This is a genomic window from Sphingomonas sp. CCH5-D11, assembly GCF_001557395.1.
In the GTDB taxonomy this organism is placed as follows: Bacteria; Pseudomonadota; Alphaproteobacteria; order Sphingomonadales; family Sphingomonadaceae; genus Sphingomonas.
Genome location: NZ_LSKH01000186.1, coordinates 1 through 18,278 on the forward strand (window position 1 = coordinate 1; position 18,278 = coordinate 18,278).

An 18,278-nucleotide genomic window follows, 5' to 3' on the forward strand; every position below is an offset into this window, starting at 1 on the left:
CCGGCGGGCTCGAGCCGATGCTCGGCGAGGCGCATGTCCGCGTCCTCACCGTGCGCGGCTTCCCGGCTTCGACCTGGCCGGGCCTGCTCGACGACCTGAACCGGCTCGGCTTCCCCTATCGCTGGACGACGCGCTTCCTGTTCCTCGACAAGGCGGACGGCGAGAAGGAGCTGACGCGGCTCCGTCGGCAATGGTTCGCCAAGCGCAAGGGCATCGTCACGCTGATCCGCGAGAGCGTGTTCCAGCAGGAGAGCCCGCTGGTCGATTCCGACGCCGCCAACAAGGCGGTCGACGCCGACGAGGCGCTGCAGGCGCTCGGCTCCGACCAGGTAGCCTTCGGCTACGTCACCGCCACCGTCGTCGTCTGGGACGAGGACCCGCGCGTCGCCGCCGAGCGGCTCAAGGCGGCGGAGCGCGTCATCCAGGGCCGCGGCTTCGTCACCGCGCCCGAAACGCTGAACGCCGTCGAGGCGTGGCTCTCCTCGATCCCAGGCCAGGTCTACGCAAACGTGCGCCAGCCGATCGTCTCGACCTTGAACCTTTCCCACCTCATGCCGCTCTCGGCGGTGTGGGCCGGGCCGACCCGCAACGACCATCTCGACGGCCCGCCGCTGCTCGTCACACGGACGGAAGGCTCGACCCCGTTCCGGCTGACCACCCATGTCGGCGATGTCGGTCACGCGCTCGTCGTCGGCCCGACCGGCGCCGGCAAGTCGGTGCTGCTCGCGACCCTGATCGTCCAGTTCCGCAAATACGCCGGCGCGCAGATCTACGTCTTCGACAAGGGCCGCTCGGTCCGCGCCGCGATGCTGGGCCTGGGCGGCCGCTTTCACGATCTCGGCCTCGATGGCGGACTGACCTTCCAGCCGCTGCGCGACGTCGACGACGCCGCGACGCGCGCCTGGGCGGCGGAATGGGTGGGCGCGCTACTCGCGCACGAGCGCGTCGAGGTGACGCCCGACGTCAAGGACGCGGTGTGGTCGGCGCTCGGTTCGCTCGGCTCCGCGCCGCCCGAGGAGCGAACGCTGTCAGGCCTTGCGACGCTGCTCCAGTCGAACAAGCTCCGGCAGGCGCTCCAGCCCTATACGCTCGACGGGCCGTTTGGCCGCCTGCTCGACGCCGATCGCGAGGACCTCGCGCTCTCCGACCTTCAAGCCTTCGAGATGGAGGACTTGCTCCATGCGAAGTCGATCGTGCTGCCGGTCCTGACCTACCTGTTTCACCGGCTGGAGGCGCGCTTCGACGGCCGGCCGACGCTGCTCGTCCTCGACGAGGCCTGGGTCTTCCTCGACGACCCCGTGTTCGCGTCCCGCATCCGCGAGTGGCTGAAGACACTCCGCAAGAAGAACGTCGGCGTCGTCTTCGCGACGCAGTCGCTCGCCGACATCCAGCGATCGCCGATCGCGCCGGCGATCGTCGAGAGCTGCCCGACCCGCATCTTCCTCCCGAGCCCGCAAGCGGTCGAGCCGCAGCTCCGGCCGATCTACGAGGGGTTCGGGCTCAACGCGCGTCAAATCGAGATGATCGCGCGCGCTACGCCCAAGCGCGACTATTACGTCCAGTCGCGGCTTGGGAACCGGCTATTCGACCTGGGCCTCGGCCCGGTCGCGCTCGCCTTCGTCGCCGCTTCGACCCCGCGCGACCACGCCATGATCGACGACGTGCTGGCGGTGTCCTGGCCGAAAGACTTCGCGTCGTCCTGGCTCGTCGCGCGCGACCTCGCCTGGGCCGCCGACTTGATCCCCGACTTCCAATACCCAGCAGAGGAGATTTGATGATGACCAGGACGAGGAAGGGTGCGGCGTTCGCCGCGCTCATGTTGGCGACGACCGCAGTAGGGTTGGCGCCCGCGCCGGTCACGGCGCAGGTGACAGTCTACGACCCGTCGAACTTCAGCCAGAACGTGCTGACCGCGGCGCGGACGCTCCAGCAGATCAACAACCAGATCCGCTCGCTCCAGAACGAGGCGCAATCGCTCCTCAACCAGGGCCAGAGCCTCGTCAACGAGGGCCGCAACCTCGCCAACCTCGCGACCTCGCCGCTCGCCCAGCTCCAGGCCGACCTCAATGAGACCCGCCGCCTGTTCGCGCAGGCGCAGGGCCTGGCGACCCAGGTCAGCCGGCTCGACCAGCAGTTCCGGCAGCAATACCCGAACGGCTATCCCGGCGGGGCATCGTCGGCGCAGACGCTCGCCGACGCGCGGACCCAGTGGTCGAACTCGCTCGAAGGGCTGCGCACGACGCTGGGCGTCCAGGCCCAGCTCAACGACGCGATCACCGCCGACCAGGGGACCCTAAACCAGATCGTCGGATCGAGCCAGGGCGCGGTCGGCATCCTGCAGGCGACCCAGGCGACCAATCAACTCCTCGCGCTGATCGCCAAGCAGACGATGCAGGACCAGCAGCTCCGCATTGCCGAAGGCCGCTCGACCGCGCTCGAACAGGCGCGCGCTCTCCAGGCCGACGAGCAGGGCCGCGCCAACCGCCAGCGGTTCCAGGAGCGCGGCGTGCCCTACACGCCGGCCCCCGTCCGGGCGTACGAGCGATGAGCCGCGCCCGGCGCAATGTCGTCGTGGCGGCGCTATCCGTGACCGCCGGCTTGTCGCTCGTCATGGCCGCGTGCAGCGAGCCGCAGGCCCGCGACGCGGTCGACCGGCTCGCCGCCGATGCCGATCGCCTGGCGAAAGTTCAGGAGGCGTGCCGGACGGGCGATCTCCAGGCTGACGACAAGCAATGCCGCGAGGCGGGCGAGGCCGAGCGTCGGCGCTTCCAGGGCGACGGCGTCCGCTACACGCCGGGCGGGCGCGCGCAGGACGCGCCCGCGCCGCCGCCCTCCAACTGACAACCACGCGAGCGCACCCATGAACGATCTCGGCGTCGTCGATCGCTTCCTCGACACCTTCTCCCGCTACATCGACAGCGGGTTCGGACTGTTGCAGCCCGAGGTCGCCTATCTCTCGACGACGCTGGTCGTGATCGACGTTACGCTCGCCGCGCTCTTCTGGGCGATGGGCGGCGAGGACGTGATGCCGCGCCTCATCAAGAAGATCCTCTACGTCGGCGCGTTCGCCTTCATCATCGGCAACTTCAACTGGCTCGCCTCGATCATCTTCCGCTCGTTCGCCGGGCTCGGCCTGAAAGCGTCGGGCTCGTCGATCAGCAAAGGCGAGTTCCTTCAGCCCGGACGCCTCGCCACCGTCGGCGTCGAGGCCGCCCAGCCGATGATGGACAAGATCGGCAGTCTCGCGGGCTTCCCGTCGGTCTTCACCAACATCGACACGATCGCGGTGCTGTTCATCGCCTGGCTGATCGTCATCATCAGCTTCTTCATCCTCGCCGTGCAGCTCTTCGTCTCAATCCTCGAGTTCAACCAGGTCGGCCAGCAGATTACCCGGCGGAATCTCAACATCCAACCGACGCTGACAGTCCGACCGGGGTTCCCGGTGCGGGTGATCGTCAACAAGGACCTGGTGCTGCGGCCCTATGGCGCGCGGCCGCGAACCGCTGGAGGGACGCCATGAGCGACAAGCTGAGGCTCGGGCCGCTTCCTAAAGCCGAAACCGTGCGACTCACGATCGTCGTTTCCGCCGAGCTGAAGCGAAACCTCGACCGCTATGCCGAGGCCCATGCCGTCGCTTATGGAGAGCCGGTCGACGCAGCAGCTTTGGTGCCGCACATGCTGGCGGCGTTCATGGATCGCGACCGCGGCTTCCGGCGGATGCGACAAGCGGTCAAGCCCGGTCGAGTAAGCTAAACGACGCCGACCCTGGCGGCTGTTCCGGATGATCGTGGTGAACCGCATCGTGCCGAACGCACCGCCGTCGTTGGCGCTGACGGCGAGCGAGGTGATGCTGTTCGACCGCCTGGCTGATCGTCCCCGCGACACTGCCCTCAGACGAACATTGTCGACGTACCTTCACCATATCGCTCGTCACGGCGGCCTCCTGGCGCACTTGTGACCCGCCACCCGGCAATATCGTTATTTGGCACGGCTGGTCCGGGCTCACGGATATCAGCGTCGGCGAGACGCGGCTCCGGATGACTTGTGGGTATTCGAAAGCCGGGCACTAGCATCGGGAAAAGGCGGCCGGCCGTCGGTCAAAATCAGCTGTGCGCTTACGCAATCACCTTTCAGCGCTCCGGCGACAGCTCGCTGATAGTTAGCAGCTGTGCTCCGACGCCGGGAGAGGCTGATGGCGCGATCATAAGGTGGTCAATCCACAACCGGCCTGTTGCCTCGTCTCGCCAGACATGCCGACAACGCTCGCCACTCGGGAACCGTGCGGCTATGGTCTCTTTATCTGCTTGGACACAGAGCTGATCATTCCGGATGGTCCATCGTCCGGCAAACGGGATCGGGCCGCGCCCATATCGTATTCCACGCCAAATGCCGTTGCTATGGTATTCTTCACGCACGCCTGAATCCGCCCAGTCCGGGGGCGAATAGCTCACCGCCTTTCCAGTAACTGCCTTACGTATTTCAGCCTGTCTGAGCGATACTGGATGCGTGGGGCCGCCTTGGGACATCGGGGCCGGTGCAAGTACTGGCATCGCCATTGCCAACAGACAGAGAGCTTGACCGAGCAATATCGTTTCCAATCCTTCGTCGCCCAGCCATGCAAGAACGCATCCTATTTTTTTAGCTAGTAGGGAAGTTAACGCTCGCTTTACGGCGGCGTTTGTTGAGGCTGCGTTGAGAAGCGCGACGGCGCAAGCTTGCAGATGCGGTTGACGGGCTACCCATCATGCGGAAGAACGCTTCCTGCGAAAGTTTCCCTGCCTCAGCCTAACCGCAGGCGCGACGAAGAAAGAATGACGTGAGTGTCGGCCGAAACCGTCGCGCAAGCTCGACTTCATGGTGTCGCTGCAGCTCCTTCAACTTCTCAAAGCTTTTCGTGATGCTCCTGCGGCGCTCTACCGAGACGCGTTGACCTTAGAGGGACACCGGGCCAACGTATTCACGACTCTGATAGCTTTCGCCTCAGCTCAGTTGTAGCGCCACATGGGTTGGCTGCGTTCACGACGACGGATCGAGAGTCTCTGAAGCGGCGCTAGCGTCGCTTGCGAGCGCCGACGGAAGCTCCGCCCCAGCGTCGATTGCGGCGGCGATCTCGCGCGCGAAGGCGACGTAGTCAGCCTCGTCGCCTTCCCGGAAGGCCAGCCAGCTTATCATCACCGCGTCGGGTTCGATCAGCGGAACGACGGCGACGGAGGTAAGGCCGCCAGCCAGAGAGACGGGCAGGAGCGAAACGCCGCGCCCGGTCCCGACCAGGCTCGCCATCGTGTTCTGATGCTTGACCAGCGTTCGCCGCGCCGGCTCGACGCCGTGACGTTTGAGCAGTGCTAGGAGCTGCTGCTCGCATCCCGCGAACACCTGGGGATTGGGAAGAACGAACGACTCGTTGGCGGCTTCGCGCAGCGAGATCCGGTCGCGCCCGGCCAGCCGGTGACCGAGCGGCAGCACCATGGACAGCGGCTCGCTCCAAGCGCGCACCGCTTGCAACCCTCGCGCCTCAATCGGTTCCAACGCAACAACCAAGTCGAGCGATCGATCAGTCAGCCGACCCGCTGATTCCGTTCCCGCGACCTCGTGAAGGTCGATAAGTATTGGCGGCGCGCGGTTCTCGAGCTCGAACAGGAACCGCGTGAAGGGCTCGCTTGCCGAGTGCTCAGCAAGACCGATCGAGCACTTCTCCGGCCGATCAAGGTCGCCGTTCCTCGCAGAGAGGCGCGCGGCGTCGGCCGCTTCGAGGATGCGCAACGCTTCCTTGTAGAAGCGCGTGCCAGCCCGCGTCAGCCACGTCCGTCGCGTCGTACGGTGGAAGAGGGCGACCCCAAGATCGGCTTCGAGGTTGCGGATCGAATGGCTGAGCGGCGACTGCTCCATGCCGAGCCGCTCCGCCGCTCGCGCGAAATGGAGCTCTTCCGCAACAGCAACGAAATGCCGTAGGTGTCGAAGCTCCATCACTTACCTGGACTGGCCAGGGGCGCCGAGCGGACCGTCCTATAAACGGCTGGCGCCTCCATCACCATCGCTCGATGTGAAGCGTTCGCGCCGTTGCAGAGCATCTTACATTCGGCTTTTAACTCATCCTTAGCCCACCGCATTTTCACGCCTTGGAAAGATCAAGCATTGCGGTTCCTCCAAGCCACAGAAGCCACACGCCGCCCAAAAGAAGCGCCGGAGGGATGATCAGGGCGAAAGCCCTGTTCATCGTTTCGCGCATCCATCCGAACACGCGCGCGCTTGATGATTTGGCGGCAACCCGAATGATGAGCATTGCGATCAACGGGGCGCAGTAGAGGAGATTGTACCAGACGAGCATCAGAGGGATGATCGTCCAACTCGGCGCATGAGAGATACGCTCGGCAGCCGCGAAATAAGGCACCGCCGTCACCGCATCCGCGACTGTGGACCCAATCGCGAAAAGAAAAGTGGCCGTGACGGTTGGGGCGTCGGGCAGCGTTGGCGTCGTCGCGCCCTTGAGGGTGTAGATCCCGATCCCGACGCAGGCCAACCCACCGACAACCATAGCGACCGGTCCAGCCCACTCGGGCACCAGGGGCATGACGTACTCGGCAAACGCCGCCCAGCCGCTCACGAGCGCGATGCCAAATCCCGCATAAGTTACGAAGGTGCCCGCGAGAAACGTGGCCCCACGCGAGATGGCGTCCCGCAATCCCAGCAAATAGGCCATTGCCGCGACGGTGAATGGGTTCAAGGCATCCAGGAGCCCAAGACCCGTGATGGCAGCCCAGATGCCCTCATTGGTCATACGCTGGGCAGTCCGCTGTGGTCCTGCGACGCGCCGGACGGAGGAACTGGAGCGGCGCCCGCTCGCGCAGTCCTATCTTCCGCCGTCCAGCCGCCGCCGAGGGCACGGAAGACGGAGACAGTCGCGCGTGCGCTTTCAGCTTGTGCCTGCGCCCGCTCGTCCCGCACCGCAAGCAGTTGGCGCTCGACATCAAGGGTCTCGTCGAGCCGCTGAACGCCGGCGCGGTACGCTGCGCGCGCGCTATTCCGGGCTGAAGTGAGGTCACCCTCGGCCTGAGCCAGTTTACGGGCCTGCGCCTCGCGTTGGACAAGCGCCACGATGCCGGTCTCGACTTCTTCCACAGCGCGCAGAACCAGCTGCCGATAACTGGCCAGGGCTTCTCGCTCCGCGCCGCGAGCGTCTGCGACCTGCGCATCGACGCGCCCGAAGTCGAACAGGCGCCAGCGCAGCCCGCCCGCCAGGCTCGCGGTGAGCGCATTCCCCGTTAGAAGCCGCTCTGGATCGAGTGCCTCAAAGCCAAGCAGGCCGGAAAGGGAGATTTTGGGATAGTACTCCGCGATCGCGCGGCCGATCCTGGCACTAGACGCAGCGAGCCGCCGCTCACCCGCGAGCAGGTCGGGCCGCCGCCTCAGCAAGTCGCCAGCTCCTCCGGTATTCGCAAATGCCGGCGGGGTCGGCACCGGCCGGACCACTGCGAGCTCGGCGCGGTAAGTCCCGGGCTTGGCTCCCATGAGCACGTCGAGACGGTTGAGCTGCGCCGTGGCGGCAGCTTCAAGCATCGGAAGTCCGGCTTCAAGCTGCCGCAGTTGCGCGGCCGTGCGCCGGCTGTCCTGGCTGGCTGCCAGCCCTGCGCTGACGCGCCCGCGCGCAAGCCGGTCCAGGCTCGCCGCCGCCGCAATCTGCTCGCCGAGAAGCACTCGGCGTTGTTGGAGAAGGCGCAGCTGAATATAAGCGTCGGCAGCCTCGGCGATGACGGTGATGCGGGCGGCCGCGAGATCGGCATAGGCCGCCTGCGCGTCCGCGCTGGCCGCCTCGCGCCCGCGACGCGCGCCGCCGAACAGGTCGACTTCCCAAGATGCCGAGGCTCCGACCGAGTAGGAGTCGAACGTTCGCTCGAAACCGGGAGCGAGTTCGACAAGCGGACCGAGCTGGCCTTCGAGCGATTGCCGTTGAACGGCCGCCTGTCCTTGCAGTCCAACTGAGGGCAACTGCTCGGCGCGGGCGAGCTTGACCGCCGCCGCAGCGCGGTCCAACCGAGCCCGCGCAGCGGCGATGTCCAGGTTGGCGTTGGCCGCACGCTCGACGATGCGCGACAGGTCGGGATCGCCGAAACCTTCCCACCAAGTCGCGAGCTCGGGCGCAGGCCGGATCGCCCGGCGCTCGGCAAGGAGCGGGTCGGCCATGAACCTGCCGGTCGCTTGGAGGTCCTGTGGTGCCGGCGTCCTGTAGTCGGGTCCGACGGTCGCGCAGCCGGCCAGCAGACTGGTTGTCGCAACGAGCCTCAAGATGCGGAGAGGGGTCACTTTGCCGCTCCCTCTGCTGAAGGGTCCGAGCGCGGCGGTCCTGCGCGACTACGCCCCAAACCTCCGAACAGAAGGGCATAAAGAGCGGGGATCAGCACCAATGTGATCAGCGTTCCGAGCAGCAGACCTCCGATCATCGCCGCCGCCATCGGCTTCCAAAGCGCGCCGCCGAACAGAAACAGCGGCACGAGACCCAGCACGCAGACCAATTTCGTCATGACAATGGGCCGAAGTCGAACCACGGCCGCTGCCGCGATGGCGTCCAAGAGGTCGCGCCCCGCGGCGCGCTCTTCGTGAAGGCGCTCGATCAGCAGCACCGCGTTATTGACGATGATCCCCGCGAGCGCGAGCAGTCCGAGCGTCGCGGTGAACGTCATCGACTGCCCCGACACCAACAAACCGAGCGTAGCGCCGATAAAGACGAACGGAACCGAAAGCATGATGATCGCGGTCTCGCGGAGCGAGCCGAAGCGCCAGAGAAACAATGCCGCCATGCCGAGCACCGCTAGGGGCAGGAACCCGGCCAATCCCGCGTTCGCCTCGGTCGCTTCCTCGATCTCGCCGCCCATCTCGACCCGATGTCCATTCGGCAGATCAAGCCGCTCGAGCGCCGGCGCCATCTCGTCGGCGACTCCTTGCGCAGTCAGATCGGCGCGCCGCGCGTTCACGGTCACAACGGACTCGAGGTTGCGACGCATCAGGACACTGCGCTGCAGATCGAGCTTGACGGAGGCTATCTCGCCAAGCTGCACGGGACCGTTCGCGCCAAAAACTGGCATGGCGGAGACTCGTTCAGGGCTCAGCCGCTCTTCTTCCCTCGCGCGCAGGACGACCGGTATGAGCACGTCGCCGTTGCGCAAGACCGTGACCGATCGGCCCGAATACGCACTCTCGAGCGAGCGCGCCGCATCAGCAGGCGTAACCCCGGCCGCGGCGGCACGCGCATGATCGATCGTCAACACCAGTTGCGGAATGCTCGTCTCTGCATCGTCCTTGATGTCTGTCATGCCGGCCTCGCGCAGTTCGTCCTTGAGCCGAGCCGCAGCCGTATCGAGCACTTCGCGATCAGGACCTGTCAGACGAAACACGGCCACGCCTGCCTCCGAGGCGCCGAGCGAAAATCGCTTGGGTTCAATCCGGGCGGCAGGAAAAGTTGGCCGGAGATCGGTGCGCAGTTTGGCAAGCGTCGCCTCGATGTCCGCGTCACCTTTCAGATTCGCGACCGCATAGGCGCGATGGCTGGCCGGCCCAGGGGGATTCAGGCCGAGGATGAAGCGCGGGCCGCCGTCGCCAACATAAACCACGTTGCCGTCGAGTTCGGGAAAACGCTTGACGTCGGCGAGCCGCGCCGACAGCGCTTGCGCCAGGCGGTAGGTCTCGCGGGGCTCAGTCCCCGCGTCGAGTTCGACCGGAATCTGGACCTGCTTGCGCGCTGACGGCGAAAGGAGTTCGGTCGGCACGAGCGCGACAAGCGCGAACGACCCGGCGAGCATGGCGCTCAGGATACCGATGAAAACCAATGGACGCCGGACGATCGTGCCGACCTTGCCGCCATACCACCTTGTGACGCGAGCAATGAACCCTTTGTTTTCGGACCCATGCGCCGGCGCGTGCGCATAGCGCGCAGCGAGCAGGGGCGTAACCGTGAGCGCAATGAAAAGCGACAGCAACAACGTGATCGCCATCACCACGGCGAGATAGCGCATGTATTCAGCGGTTGCGCTGGCGCCGCCGACCAGCGGCAGAAACGCAATGATGATCGCGAGCGACGACACCAGCAATGGCGCCGCGAGGGTCCGACCGGCTGCCTCCGCCGCGGCCTGGCGTTCTTCGCCCAACCCTATTCGGCGTTCGTAGTCTTCGACAACGACGATGCCGTTATCGACGAACAACCCGAGCGCGATGATGACCGCGGCGATCGAAACCTGATGGAGATCGATGCCAAGCAATCGCATTGCGATCAGCGTTCCCAGCACCGTCAGCGGCACGATCGCGCTTGTCACGAGACCGACACGCCAACCCAGGAAGAAGACCACGACCGCCATGACGACAACGACCGTTTCCAGGAAGATCTGACCGACCTTGCTCAGTTCCGCTCCCACGACCTTTGCCTGATCGGTGACCGGCTCAAGCTTCATTCCGGCCGGCAGGTCGGCTCGGACTTCGGAGACCTTTTCCTGGAGCCGATCCACGAAGCTGATGACGTTTGAACCTTCCCGCATCGCTACGCCCAACACGATGGCCGGTTCGCCGTTCGAGAGAACAGCGGTGGCAACAGGGTCCTGTGCCTTGCGCTCGATGCGACCGATCGATCCCAGCGGAACCGCACCGCCCCCTGGCAGGGGAACGGGGATGGCGGCGAGCGCAGCTTCATCGGGCAGGTCACCAGTCGGAAGGAGCGTCAGCACGCGGCCGCCGGCGTGGATCTCACCAGCGGCCGAGACCACGTTGCGTCGCGCGAGCGCGGCTGCAACGCCATCGGCCGTCAGTCCTGCCGCCGCGAGACTTGGCATCGCGAGGTCGACGTACACCCTCTCCTCGCGCACGCCATGAAGTGAGATCTGCGCCACGCCAGGCACTGATTGAAGGCGGCTGCGAGCAGCGCGCGCGGCGTCCTGAAGCTGGCCGGCCGAATAGCCTCTGCCGGTCAAAGCGAGCGTTAAGACAGATACGCGCCCAAACTCATCATTGACGAGAGGACCGAGGGCGCCCTCCGGCAGGTTTGGCGCAGCTTCCGCTGCCTTGACCCGGAGCCGCTGCCAAATGGCAGGAAGGCGGTCCGGTGCGACACTATCGTACAGATTGACGTAGATGAGGACGGAACCAGGCCGCACCGTGGTCTCGATATGCTCGACGTCGGCAATCTCGCGCACCTTGTCTTCAATCGGCCGTGCGACGAGCCGCTCCATGCGGTCAGTGGGCGCGCCGCTGAGATAGGCCTCAACGGTTGCGGTGCGGATCGGTACTGTGGGTTCTTCAGTTGCCGGAAAGTCGAGCAGCATTGCCGCTCCGACGAGAAACACCGCGATCGCAGCTGCGAGGGTGAAACGGACGCGCTTCAGCGCCTGTGCGGTTATGGTCATCACCCGCTTCAGCGCGTTGCGCGGACGGGCCTGACGACCATGTCCGAGGTTAGGAAGTTACCGCCCGCCGAAACAATCTGCGAGCCTGCACGGACCTCACCGGTGACGATGGCACGGCCAGCGACGAGTTCGAGCAGGCTTACCGGTACCAAGCGAAGTTTGTTGCCCGGCCCAACGACAAACAACCCGGCCCGCCCGCTGCGGTCATTCACGAGCGCCGCCGCGGGGACCGACACTCCAGTTTCTCCCGCGCTGCCGAGGCTGAGTTCCACAGCGGCTCCGATGGGCGGACTACCCCCAACGACCGCGAAACGCGCCTCCCGCGCGCCAGTCGCCGATGCTCTGGCGCTTACACCGAGAAAGCGAGCCGTCCCGGTCTCCCCGGAGAAACGGAACTGCGTGAAGCCGCTGCCGGTAAGGTCGGCCAACGCCTGCGCCGGAACCGGCGATACGATTTCGCGAGCGCCGTCAGGTTCGATCTCGAACAGAACGGCACCAGGCTGAAGCTGCGCCGAAAGCTCCGCTTGGCGCGAGACGATCACCCCGCTGGCCGGCGCTCTAAGTGTCGCTGTACCGAGGCGTCGCGCGGCCTCAGCGCGCTGAGAGCGCGCGGCCGCCAGTGCCTGATCCGCCGCTAGTGCCTCCGCGCGAGCGGCGTCCGCTTCGGCACGGCTTACCGAGCCGCTCCCATCGAGCGTTTGAAACCGTCCGGCTCTCCTTCGTCGCTCCTCCGCCTGCGCAGCCAGCCGCGCTTCGTCCGCGCGCGCGGAATCCAGAGCCAGAGCGAGACCCTGCGTATCGAGCGTCGCAAGCACCGTTCCAGCCTCGACGCGATCCCCGATCGCCGCGCTGAGGCGTACGACCCGTCCTCCTGTTTCGGTCGCGACTTGATGCGTTCGACCACTGCGAATGATGCCGGTCACGATCCCGCGCGGGTCGGACGCCGGCTCGGCGACCGCAACCAGGGCCGTCGGCGGCACCTCCGGTGGCGGAGCCTCCTCGGCGCACGCCGCTAACGCCAGCGCTGACAGAACCGGCAGAACATGAGAGCGGGTCATGACAGCCGGTCAACCAGCCGCACGTTGGACTGCGGTGCATCAATCGTGCAGGTTTCGTGCAGAGGTGTCGCGCCATCTGCTGCCGCGGCCTATACTAGGCCCATACCCGGTAGAGGACGTTCTCCATGGCCGAAAACGCGCTGATCCTAGTCGCTGAAGACGAGTCGCAGATTGCGGAGGTTCTGATCGCGTATCTCGAGCGCGAGGGATTCCGCACCGTTCACGCAAGCGACGGACGTATAGCGTTAGATCACCACTCGATGCTGAACCCCGATCTGGTCTTGCTCGACATCAAGCTGCCCAAATTGGACGGACTTGCAGTACTTTCTCAGCTGCGGCGAACCTCCGACACGCCCGTCATCATGGTGACGGCGCTGAAGGAAGACCTCGATAAGCTCCTCGCGCTGCGCGTCGGCGCCGATGACTATGTCGTCAAGCCGTTCAATCCCCTAGAGGTGGTGGCGCGGGTCAGAACGGTGCTTCGCCGCACGCGCGGTCAGCAGTCCACCCGAGCTCTGAGGGTCGGTGCCCTCGAGATCGATCGCGTGGCTCATCACGCACAGGTGTCGGTCAAGGAGGCCCGAACGTCGCTGGATCTAACGCCGACCGAGTTTCGCATTCTTGTCCATATGGCCGAGACACCTCGCAAGGCCTTTACACGCAGTGAGCTCATCGATGCGTGTCTCCCGGAGGGCGAGGCCGTTGAGCGTACGGTCGACAGCCACATCAGCAATCTGCGCCGGAAAATCGCCGATGCCGGAGGGGGCGAGATGATGGAGTCTGTGCGGGGGATCGGATATCGTCTCGAGGCCCTCAGTTGATGCGCTGGGCCAAGTCGATCGCCGGCCAGCTCGCCCTCTCGACCGCGCTCGCCACATTGATCGGCGTCGGCATCGTCATCGGCGGCCTGGCGATTTATTATCACTTCGCGATGGAGACACTGCTGTCGAGTGTCTCTCCGAGCACACGAGAAGCGCTCGAGCGGCTCGACGTCGGATTGCAGCTGAACGTCGGCAATACCGAGGACATCAACCGCGTGGTTACCCGCGCGGAGATTTTTCAGCTTGAGACCTTTGTAATCGTCGCGTTGTGCGTCCTCGGATTAGGGGTCGGGGCGGCGATAGGCGTCACGCTCGGCCGGCGACTTGGTAAGCCGATTCAAAGCGTGGCGAACGTTGCCGGACTCATCGCGGCGGGCGACTATGGCGAGCGAGCCAACGCTCCGCGCGGAACGATTGGCGAGCCGGCCGAGCTCGTCGCGAACTTCAACCGTATGGCGCAAGTCCTAGAAACCGCCGAGCGCGAGCTGACCGAAACCGGCTCCGCCATCGCGCACGAGTTGAGAACGCCGGTGACGGTCTTGCGCGCGCGGCTCCAAGCGATGCTCGACGGCGTATTCAGCCCTTCGGAACGCGAACTCGCGGGTCTCGTCGGACAGACCGAGATGCTTTCAGCCATCATTGACAGACTGCGTGTGCTCAGCTTGTCCAGCGCCGGTCGGTTAGAAGCAGTCCGGACCAGCATTGACCTGGCAGAAGAAGCGGAAAGCGTCATTGCAGCGCTCGGGCCCGATCTCAACGCCGCAGGTCTTGCGATCGAAACTCGGCTCGGCACCGCGCCCGCATGGGCCGACGCGACGCAGATGCGCCAGATTGTTTCCGTCTTCCTCGACAACGCTCGGCGCTACGCGGCGAGTGGCGGACAGGTTCTTATTGAAACCGGATGCCACGGATCGCTGGCGCGCATCTCTGTCCTCGACCGCGGACCTGGTCTCGAACCGAGCCAATACCTCACCGCGTTCGACCGCTTCTGGCGCGCCGAAGAGTCGCGCGCGCGTCACTCAGGCGGCTCAGGTCTCGGTCTCGCGGTCGTCCGCGCCATTGCCATGCAACATGGTGGACGTGCCTACGCCGAGCCACGCCCGGGAGGTGGCGCTGTTTTCGCGGTCGAGATCGCGGCTTCGGCAGGCAGAAATCGCGGTTGGTTTATGCGCGAACAGTTTGAGGCTCCGGCAGCGCCTCGACGCTGACGGACTTCGGTTTCAAGACGGTCGCGCTGCAGGCCGCACTCGCCGCACCAGTATGTCGATCCCCCTAAGTAAGACCGATCCTCACGGAGCTTCAGACCGCGAACTCCGTCTGGAGGACCGTGCTGACGATCCGCACGTTCGATCGATCGTTCAACGCATTGAGCTTGGGGTCTCGAAACATCTCGGGCGTGAGCTTGCGATCCTTGATTGAGAACAACCGCTTGCCGACGCTATTGTCGTCGAAGTTGGCAGGAGACCCATCGCCGTTGACATCCATCGCAATAATGGTTTTGCGTTCTGAGATCATCGCCAGCGCGGTTGTCAGTTCATCAAGGCTGAGCGTGCCCTGTTGCCAGTTGTAGAAATTGGTGAAGCAGTCTTCGTCCCGCAGGACGTCCTTGTCGATGGAGATATAGACCTCATCTGTCGGAATGCGGTCTAGCACACCCGCCATCACGGCCTCGATGCCTTCCTCTTCGATCGTCCGCCAGCGCACCCTCGTCGTGAGCGTGCCTTTGTCCGCCGTGCCGCAGATGCTCGGCACGGACACTTCGCCAAGATAGGTTGCTTCGCGAAGCGAATGAGGAAAGGTTTCTAGACGACCCGTATCGAAGAGCTCGAAACTATGGGTCAGAGGCCCCGTCGGAGTCGGCGGCACGACCTGCATTTCGAGGTCGCCGTTCACGCCAAGTTGGGCGACCCGCGCGATGTGAGGCATGTCCAGCACGTGGCGCACCCATGAACCCGCATGAACCGCCTCCGCCGGCGGCACTTTCACCCAGTCGGTGTGGTTGTCGAAATGGATGACGGAGAACGGGCGCGGTTCGAGCAGGCTGATCCAAAGCCAGCTCAGGTTGTGAAAGTCGCTGGATCCGAACAAGATGATCGCGCCTTCCAACGTCGGAACCTTGTCGCCGACGCGCGCGCCCAACTCGGCCAGGTCCTCCTTGGTCGACCAGTATCGCAACCGATCATGGAGGTCGCGCGCATCGACGACGATCGGATCGAACCGCGCCACGGTTTCGGGCTGCCGCACGATTGAGCCGTCGATGTCAACGATAACGATGCGTTCGAGCTTGTTCCGAAGGGTGGACATGAGTTCTCCGTTTAGTGGTTTGAGCGCTAACCGATCATGACGCCGGACCAGTCCCGGCGTCGGAGCGGTTTGCAGGTTGATGGGGGAAGCGGTGAGATGCTTTTGCGTCCAGCAGGCGGACTGGCAGAAGGCTCGGTCTCCAGGCGTTCCCGGAGCTGCCGCCTGGCTCGGGACAGCCTGCTTTTCGCGGTTCCCTCTGGAACATCGAGACGTTTCATGACGTCATCCATCGACATGCCCTCCGCAGCGAGCAGGAGGATGTCGCGGTGTTCCGCGGGCATCGTTGTCATTGTCTTGGCGACGTCATCCAACTCGCAAACTCTTTCTTGGTCGATAATCACCGCCGTTACAGATTCGCTCGCTTCCGGATGAAGCTCCGTCACGAACCGTCCCCGACGGCGTTCGGAGAGAAAGCTGTTGCGCATGATGCGTCGCATCCACGCGGTCAGGTTTGAACCCCAAGCAAACGAGGCTCGCGCCCTCCAGCACCGCAGCATCGTGTCCTGCAGCAGGTCGTCAGCGTCGACGGCGTTGGCCGTCAACCGGTGAGCATAGCGTCGCAATGGCCCCGAGCGATCGAGGATCGCGGCACCAAACACGTCATCGGATACAAGGTCCGCACAAGGCACGCTGATGTGGCTCTCTTCTACTGACATACTCAGAACTCGCCTCGGAGGAGCCTCGTTGGACGGACCCTCATTGCTTAGGGTGCGAGCGTGAGTCTCACCGCGAGCAGAAGTACGGTCGGAAGCGCGACCCCCAGGCCGAAGACCAGGAAATGCGCCTCCCGAATTGCCTCCGCTGACGGCTGGCTCGGCTCCAAGGTCGCTCACCGTTCAGAAATTCTGCAGGCGGCGCGCGTTCCAGTCATGGACTTCGCGCTCAGCGCGATCGAGCTCGTAGCCGTATCGTTCCTGCACGCGCCCGGCGAGCCGATCGATACTTCCATCGATGACCATCAGATCGTCGTCCGTGAGGCGTCCCCACTGCTGCTTGACCCAACCGCGCACCTGCAGCCAGTCGCCTTCTAAACGGTTATCGCTCATCGCCACTCTCCTTCACGGAAGACCTTCTGTCCGCTGTCCACGTCCACATCGTGTGGAGGTCGTGTCCAGGGTTCACGGGAAGCTTCTCGAAGTCTGAGGCGACTGTCATATGCGATCAGCCCTAGGCGTGCCGCAGGGATGTCACTGGTGGGTGAGCCACTTATTCATCTCAGACGGCCCGGTGATGTCTCGCCAGCCCAAATTAGAACCTGACCTGATCTCCTCGATATTCGCTGTCTCACGACGTAAATCTGGCCATCGACAGCCCTGTGCGCCAATCGATGACGACCCTGACCTAGTAGTTGCGCAAATCGGCGCCTTGGCCTTCGCACGTCACCTGCGCCGAACGTGCAACGTCCCTCCATCGAACTTCGACTTAGCGCGCGCCGTGATCGCTAATGCGGACGCGGCCGGCATCGTGCATAGGGTTAGTACTCGCTCTGGCGACGCTGGCCGTCGTGATATGGATCGTAAGCGTCGCGTCGTAAGTAGGCAGGGCACGTTTGGAGTACTGCGTGCCGCGCGGTTCAAATTGTAGACCAAAGGTGCTTTGTGGTGGGTTGGATTGCACTTCTATTTGCCGGGATCTTCGAGATCGGGTGGCCCGTCGGCCTGAAGATGGCTCAAGTGCCCGCTACGCGCTCCAGCGGTATCCTTATTGCGGTGGGATGCATGGGTGTCAGTGGCGCTTTGCTCTGGTTCGCTCAGAAGTCGATCCCGATCGGAACTGCCTATGCGATCTGGACCGGCATCGGTGCGGCAGGCACCTTCCTGGTAGGAGTAATGATGTACGACGATCCGACTTCGATCGGGCGATTTCTCGGCGTTGCTTTGATCATCGGCGGCGTAATCACCCTGAAGCTGGCGCACTAAAGGGCGCGCTGCGGTCAAGATGCGACTGGCAAACTATCGATGAGACGCTGTTGCAAGTTGGCGGCTAACGATGCGGTCATAGCAGCAGAAAGGATGATTTCGATGAAGAAGGTGAACCTGAATCATGCGTTCTCAACGTTCCCAGATGCATGGAGCCCCAAGGTTGCGGGCGATATCAACGACACTCAGATCAAGCTCGCCAAATTCCGCGGCTCTTTCCATTGGCATCATCATGACAATGAGGACGAGCTGTTTTTGGTTGTCGAGGGCAAGCTTAGGATGGGGTTCCGCGATCACAATGTCGATCTTGATGCGGGCGAATTCATCATCGTGCCCAAGGGCGTGGAACACCGCCCCGAGGCGTTGAGCGACGAGTGTCACGTCGTGCTCTTGGAGCCCAACACCACGCTCAACTCGGGCAACGTGGAGAACGAGCGCACAGTGCGCGAACTCGAACGGATCGCGTGACGGCACGGGATTGATGCCAAGGAGCCCGCGCCGGTCGACCCTGAAAGTGACCCGAGCGAGATAAGACATGACGTCGTTATGGTTGTCGGATGAGGTTTGGGAAGAGCAGCCGCACCGGCCCAGAAAGGCGCCCGCCTAAACGTACACACTCGGCGAGACCGGCTAGGTGACTGCCGCTACTGCGCTAGTCGTCGCCAGCATGGGTAGCGCAGGTCGCGCCATGGGTAAAAGGCTATGACGCTGATCCACTAAGCCCTCTCGCACTTTCGACGGGGAATGCTGAGCAATGTGGTTGCACAAGTGTCCCTCGGGCGAACGCGACGACAG

17 protein-coding genes and 2 pseudogenes are annotated in these 18,278 nt (G+C 64.3%); 11 read left to right on the forward strand and 8 right to left on the reverse strand.

Translation table 11 applies throughout. From position 1 onward, the window contains the following. The 7 genes and pseudogenes from trbE to AX702_RS22070 form a co-directional block, all read left to right on the forward strand. Positions 1-1,775 (forward strand): conjugal transfer protein TrbE (trbE, locus tag AX702_RS11420; RefSeq protein ID WP_066779633.1); only part of this gene is annotated, 1,775 nt, incomplete at its 5' end. Continuing rightward, positions 1,775-2,548 carry a P-type conjugative transfer protein TrbJ gene (gene trbJ, locus AX702_RS11425; protein WP_231731831.1) on the forward strand — a complete coding sequence of 258 codons (774 nt, stop codon included), beginning with the start codon at positions 1,775-1,777 and terminating at the stop codon, positions 2,546-2,548. The genes trbE and trbJ, both read left to right, overlap by 1 nt. Then, the gene (locus AX702_RS11430) at positions 2,545-2,841 is read left to right on the forward strand and encodes an EexN family lipoprotein (RefSeq protein ID WP_066779638.1); all 297 of its coding nucleotides are present in this window, start codon (positions 2,545-2,547) and stop codon (positions 2,839-2,841) included. The genes trbJ and AX702_RS11430 overlap by 4 nt, the downstream gene beginning before the upstream one ends. A gap of 19 nt (positions 2,842-2,860) precedes the next feature. Further along, a pseudogene (locus AX702_RS11435) lies at positions 2,861-3,355 on the forward strand (type IV secretion system protein); the annotation flags it as partial. Positions 3,356-3,367: 12 nt separating this feature from the next. Next, positions 3,368-3,520, forward strand: a pseudogene (locus AX702_RS22895) (TrbI/VirB10 family protein); the annotation flags it as partial. Then, positions 3,517-3,753, forward strand: a complete 237-nt coding sequence (locus AX702_RS11440) for a DUF2274 domain-containing protein (RefSeq protein WP_066779640.1) — start codon at positions 3,517-3,519, stop codon at positions 3,751-3,753. The pseudogene AX702_RS22895 and the gene AX702_RS11440, both read left to right, overlap by 4 nt. A gap of 28 nt (positions 3,754-3,781) precedes the next feature. Then, entirely contained in the window at positions 3,782-3,958 is a 177-nt protein-coding gene (locus AX702_RS22070) for a hypothetical protein (protein ID WP_156455454.1), read from the forward strand. Positions 3,959-5,016: 1,058 nt separating this feature from the next. On the opposite strand, the gene AX702_RS11445 is transcribed toward AX702_RS22070, so the two are convergent. The 5 genes from AX702_RS11445 to AX702_RS11465 form a co-directional block, all read right to left on the reverse strand. Continuing rightward, positions 5,017-5,964, reverse strand: a complete 948-nt coding sequence (locus AX702_RS11445) for a LysR substrate-binding domain-containing protein (RefSeq protein WP_066779641.1) — start codon at positions 5,962-5,964, stop codon at positions 5,017-5,019. Positions 5,965-6,109: 145 nt separating this feature from the next. Next, entirely contained in the window at positions 6,110-6,775 is a 666-nt protein-coding gene (locus AX702_RS11450; RefSeq protein ID WP_066779642.1) for a GAP family protein, read from the reverse strand. Next, positions 6,772-8,298, reverse strand: coding sequence for an efflux transporter outer membrane subunit (locus AX702_RS11455; RefSeq protein WP_082746216.1), 1,527 nt, complete (start codon positions 8,296-8,298; stop codon positions 6,772-6,774). The genes AX702_RS11450 and AX702_RS11455 overlap by 4 nt, the downstream gene beginning before the upstream one ends. After that, entirely contained in the window at positions 8,295-11,381 is a 3,087-nt protein-coding gene (locus tag AX702_RS11460; protein ID WP_082746223.1) for an efflux RND transporter permease subunit, read from the reverse strand. The genes AX702_RS11455 and AX702_RS11460 overlap by 4 nt, the downstream gene beginning before the upstream one ends. 8 nt (positions 11,382-11,389) lie before the next feature. Further along, positions 11,390-12,439: an efflux RND transporter periplasmic adaptor subunit gene (locus AX702_RS11465; protein ID WP_066779645.1), complete on the reverse strand. Its 1,050-nt coding sequence runs from the start codon at positions 12,437-12,439 to the stop codon at positions 11,390-11,392. 125 nt (positions 12,440-12,564) lie between these two features. Here AX702_RS11465 and AX702_RS11470 point away from each other — a divergent pair, with 125 nt between their 5' ends. Both AX702_RS11470 and AX702_RS11475 read left to right on the forward strand, forming a co-directional pair. After that, positions 12,565-13,260, forward strand: coding sequence for a response regulator (locus AX702_RS11470; RefSeq protein ID WP_066779648.1), 696 nt, complete (start codon positions 12,565-12,567; stop codon positions 13,258-13,260). Further along, on the forward strand, positions 13,260-14,468 hold the full coding sequence (locus AX702_RS11475) for an ATP-binding protein (protein ID WP_066779651.1): 1,209 nt from the start codon (positions 13,260-13,262) through the stop codon (positions 14,466-14,468). Before AX702_RS11470 ends, AX702_RS11475 begins: the two co-directional genes overlap by 1 nt. A 91-nt stretch (positions 14,469-14,559) precedes the next feature. On the opposite strand, the gene AX702_RS11480 is transcribed toward AX702_RS11475, so the two are convergent. The 3 genes from AX702_RS11480 to AX702_RS11490 all read right to left on the reverse strand — a co-directional run bounded on the left by AX702_RS11480 (position 14,560) and on the right by AX702_RS11490 (position 16,610). After that, positions 14,560-15,504, reverse strand: coding sequence for an arginase family protein (locus tag AX702_RS11480; RefSeq protein WP_197420578.1), 945 nt, complete (start codon positions 15,502-15,504; stop codon positions 14,560-14,562). 86 nt (positions 15,505-15,590) lie between these two features. Beyond that, positions 15,591-16,220: an RNA polymerase sigma factor gene (locus AX702_RS11485; protein ID WP_066779662.1), complete on the reverse strand. Its 630-nt coding sequence runs from the start codon at positions 16,218-16,220 to the stop codon at positions 15,591-15,593. Positions 16,221-16,400: 180 nt separating this feature from the next. Beyond that, the gene (locus AX702_RS11490) at positions 16,401-16,610 is read right to left on the reverse strand and encodes a CsbD family protein (protein ID WP_066779664.1); all 210 of its coding nucleotides are present in this window, start codon (positions 16,608-16,610) and stop codon (positions 16,401-16,403) included. A 555-nt stretch (positions 16,611-17,165) separates the two neighbouring features. Between AX702_RS11490 and AX702_RS11495 the strand changes: the two genes are divergently transcribed. Continuing rightward, a complete protein-coding gene (locus tag AX702_RS11495) occupies positions 17,166-17,483 on the forward strand; it encodes a DMT family transporter (RefSeq protein WP_066779666.1) in 318 nt (105 codons plus the stop codon). Between the two features lie 102 nt (positions 17,484-17,585). After that, positions 17,586-17,951: a cupin domain-containing protein gene (locus tag AX702_RS11500; RefSeq protein WP_066779772.1), complete on the forward strand. Its 366-nt coding sequence runs from the start codon at positions 17,586-17,588 to the stop codon at positions 17,949-17,951. Positions 17,952-18,278: the final 327 nt, after the last annotated feature.

What these genes read in the sequence shown, in the direction of transcription:
- AX702_RS11460 (WP_082746223.1), bottom strand. Translation starts at nt 11,381, where the DNA reads ATGACCATAACCGCACAGGCGCTGAAGCGCGTCCGTTTCACCCTCGCA.
- AX702_RS11475 (WP_066779651.1), top strand. Translation starts at nt 13,260, where the DNA reads ATGCGCTGGGCCAAGTCGATCGCCGGCCAGCTCGCCCTCTCGACCGCG.
- AX702_RS11490 (WP_066779664.1), bottom strand. Translation starts at nt 16,610, where the DNA reads ATGAGCGATAACCGTTTAGAAGGCGACTGGCTGCAGGTGCGCGGTTGG.
- AX702_RS11485 (WP_066779662.1), bottom strand. Translation starts at nt 16,220, where the DNA reads ATGTCAGTAGAAGAGAGCCACATCAGCGTGCCTTGTGCGGACCTTGTA.
- AX702_RS22070 (WP_156455454.1), top strand. Translation starts at nt 3,782, where the DNA reads ATGATCGTGGTGAACCGCATCGTGCCGAACGCACCGCCGTCGTTGGCG.
- trbJ (WP_231731831.1), top strand. Translation starts at nt 1,775, where the DNA reads ATGATGACCAGGACGAGGAAGGGTGCGGCGTTCGCCGCGCTCATGTTG.
- AX702_RS11500 (WP_066779772.1), top strand. Translation starts at nt 17,586, where the DNA reads ATGAAGAAGGTGAACCTGAATCATGCGTTCTCAACGTTCCCAGATGCA.
- AX702_RS11430 (WP_066779638.1), top strand. Translation starts at nt 2,545, where the DNA reads ATGAGCCGCGCCCGGCGCAATGTCGTCGTGGCGGCGCTATCCGTGACC.
- AX702_RS11445 (WP_066779641.1), bottom strand. Translation starts at nt 5,964, where the DNA reads ATGGAGCTTCGACACCTACGGCATTTCGTTGCTGTTGCGGAAGAGCTC.
- AX702_RS11440 (WP_066779640.1), top strand. Translation starts at nt 3,517, where the DNA reads ATGAGCGACAAGCTGAGGCTCGGGCCGCTTCCTAAAGCCGAAACCGTG.
- AX702_RS11470 (WP_066779648.1), top strand. Translation starts at nt 12,565, where the DNA reads ATGGCCGAAAACGCGCTGATCCTAGTCGCTGAAGACGAGTCGCAGATT.
- AX702_RS11450 (WP_066779642.1), bottom strand. Translation starts at nt 6,775, where the DNA reads ATGACCAATGAGGGCATCTGGGCTGCCATCACGGGTCTTGGGCTCCTG.
- AX702_RS11465 (WP_066779645.1), bottom strand. Translation starts at nt 12,439, where the DNA reads ATGACCCGCTCTCATGTTCTGCCGGTTCTGTCAGCGCTGGCGTTAGCG.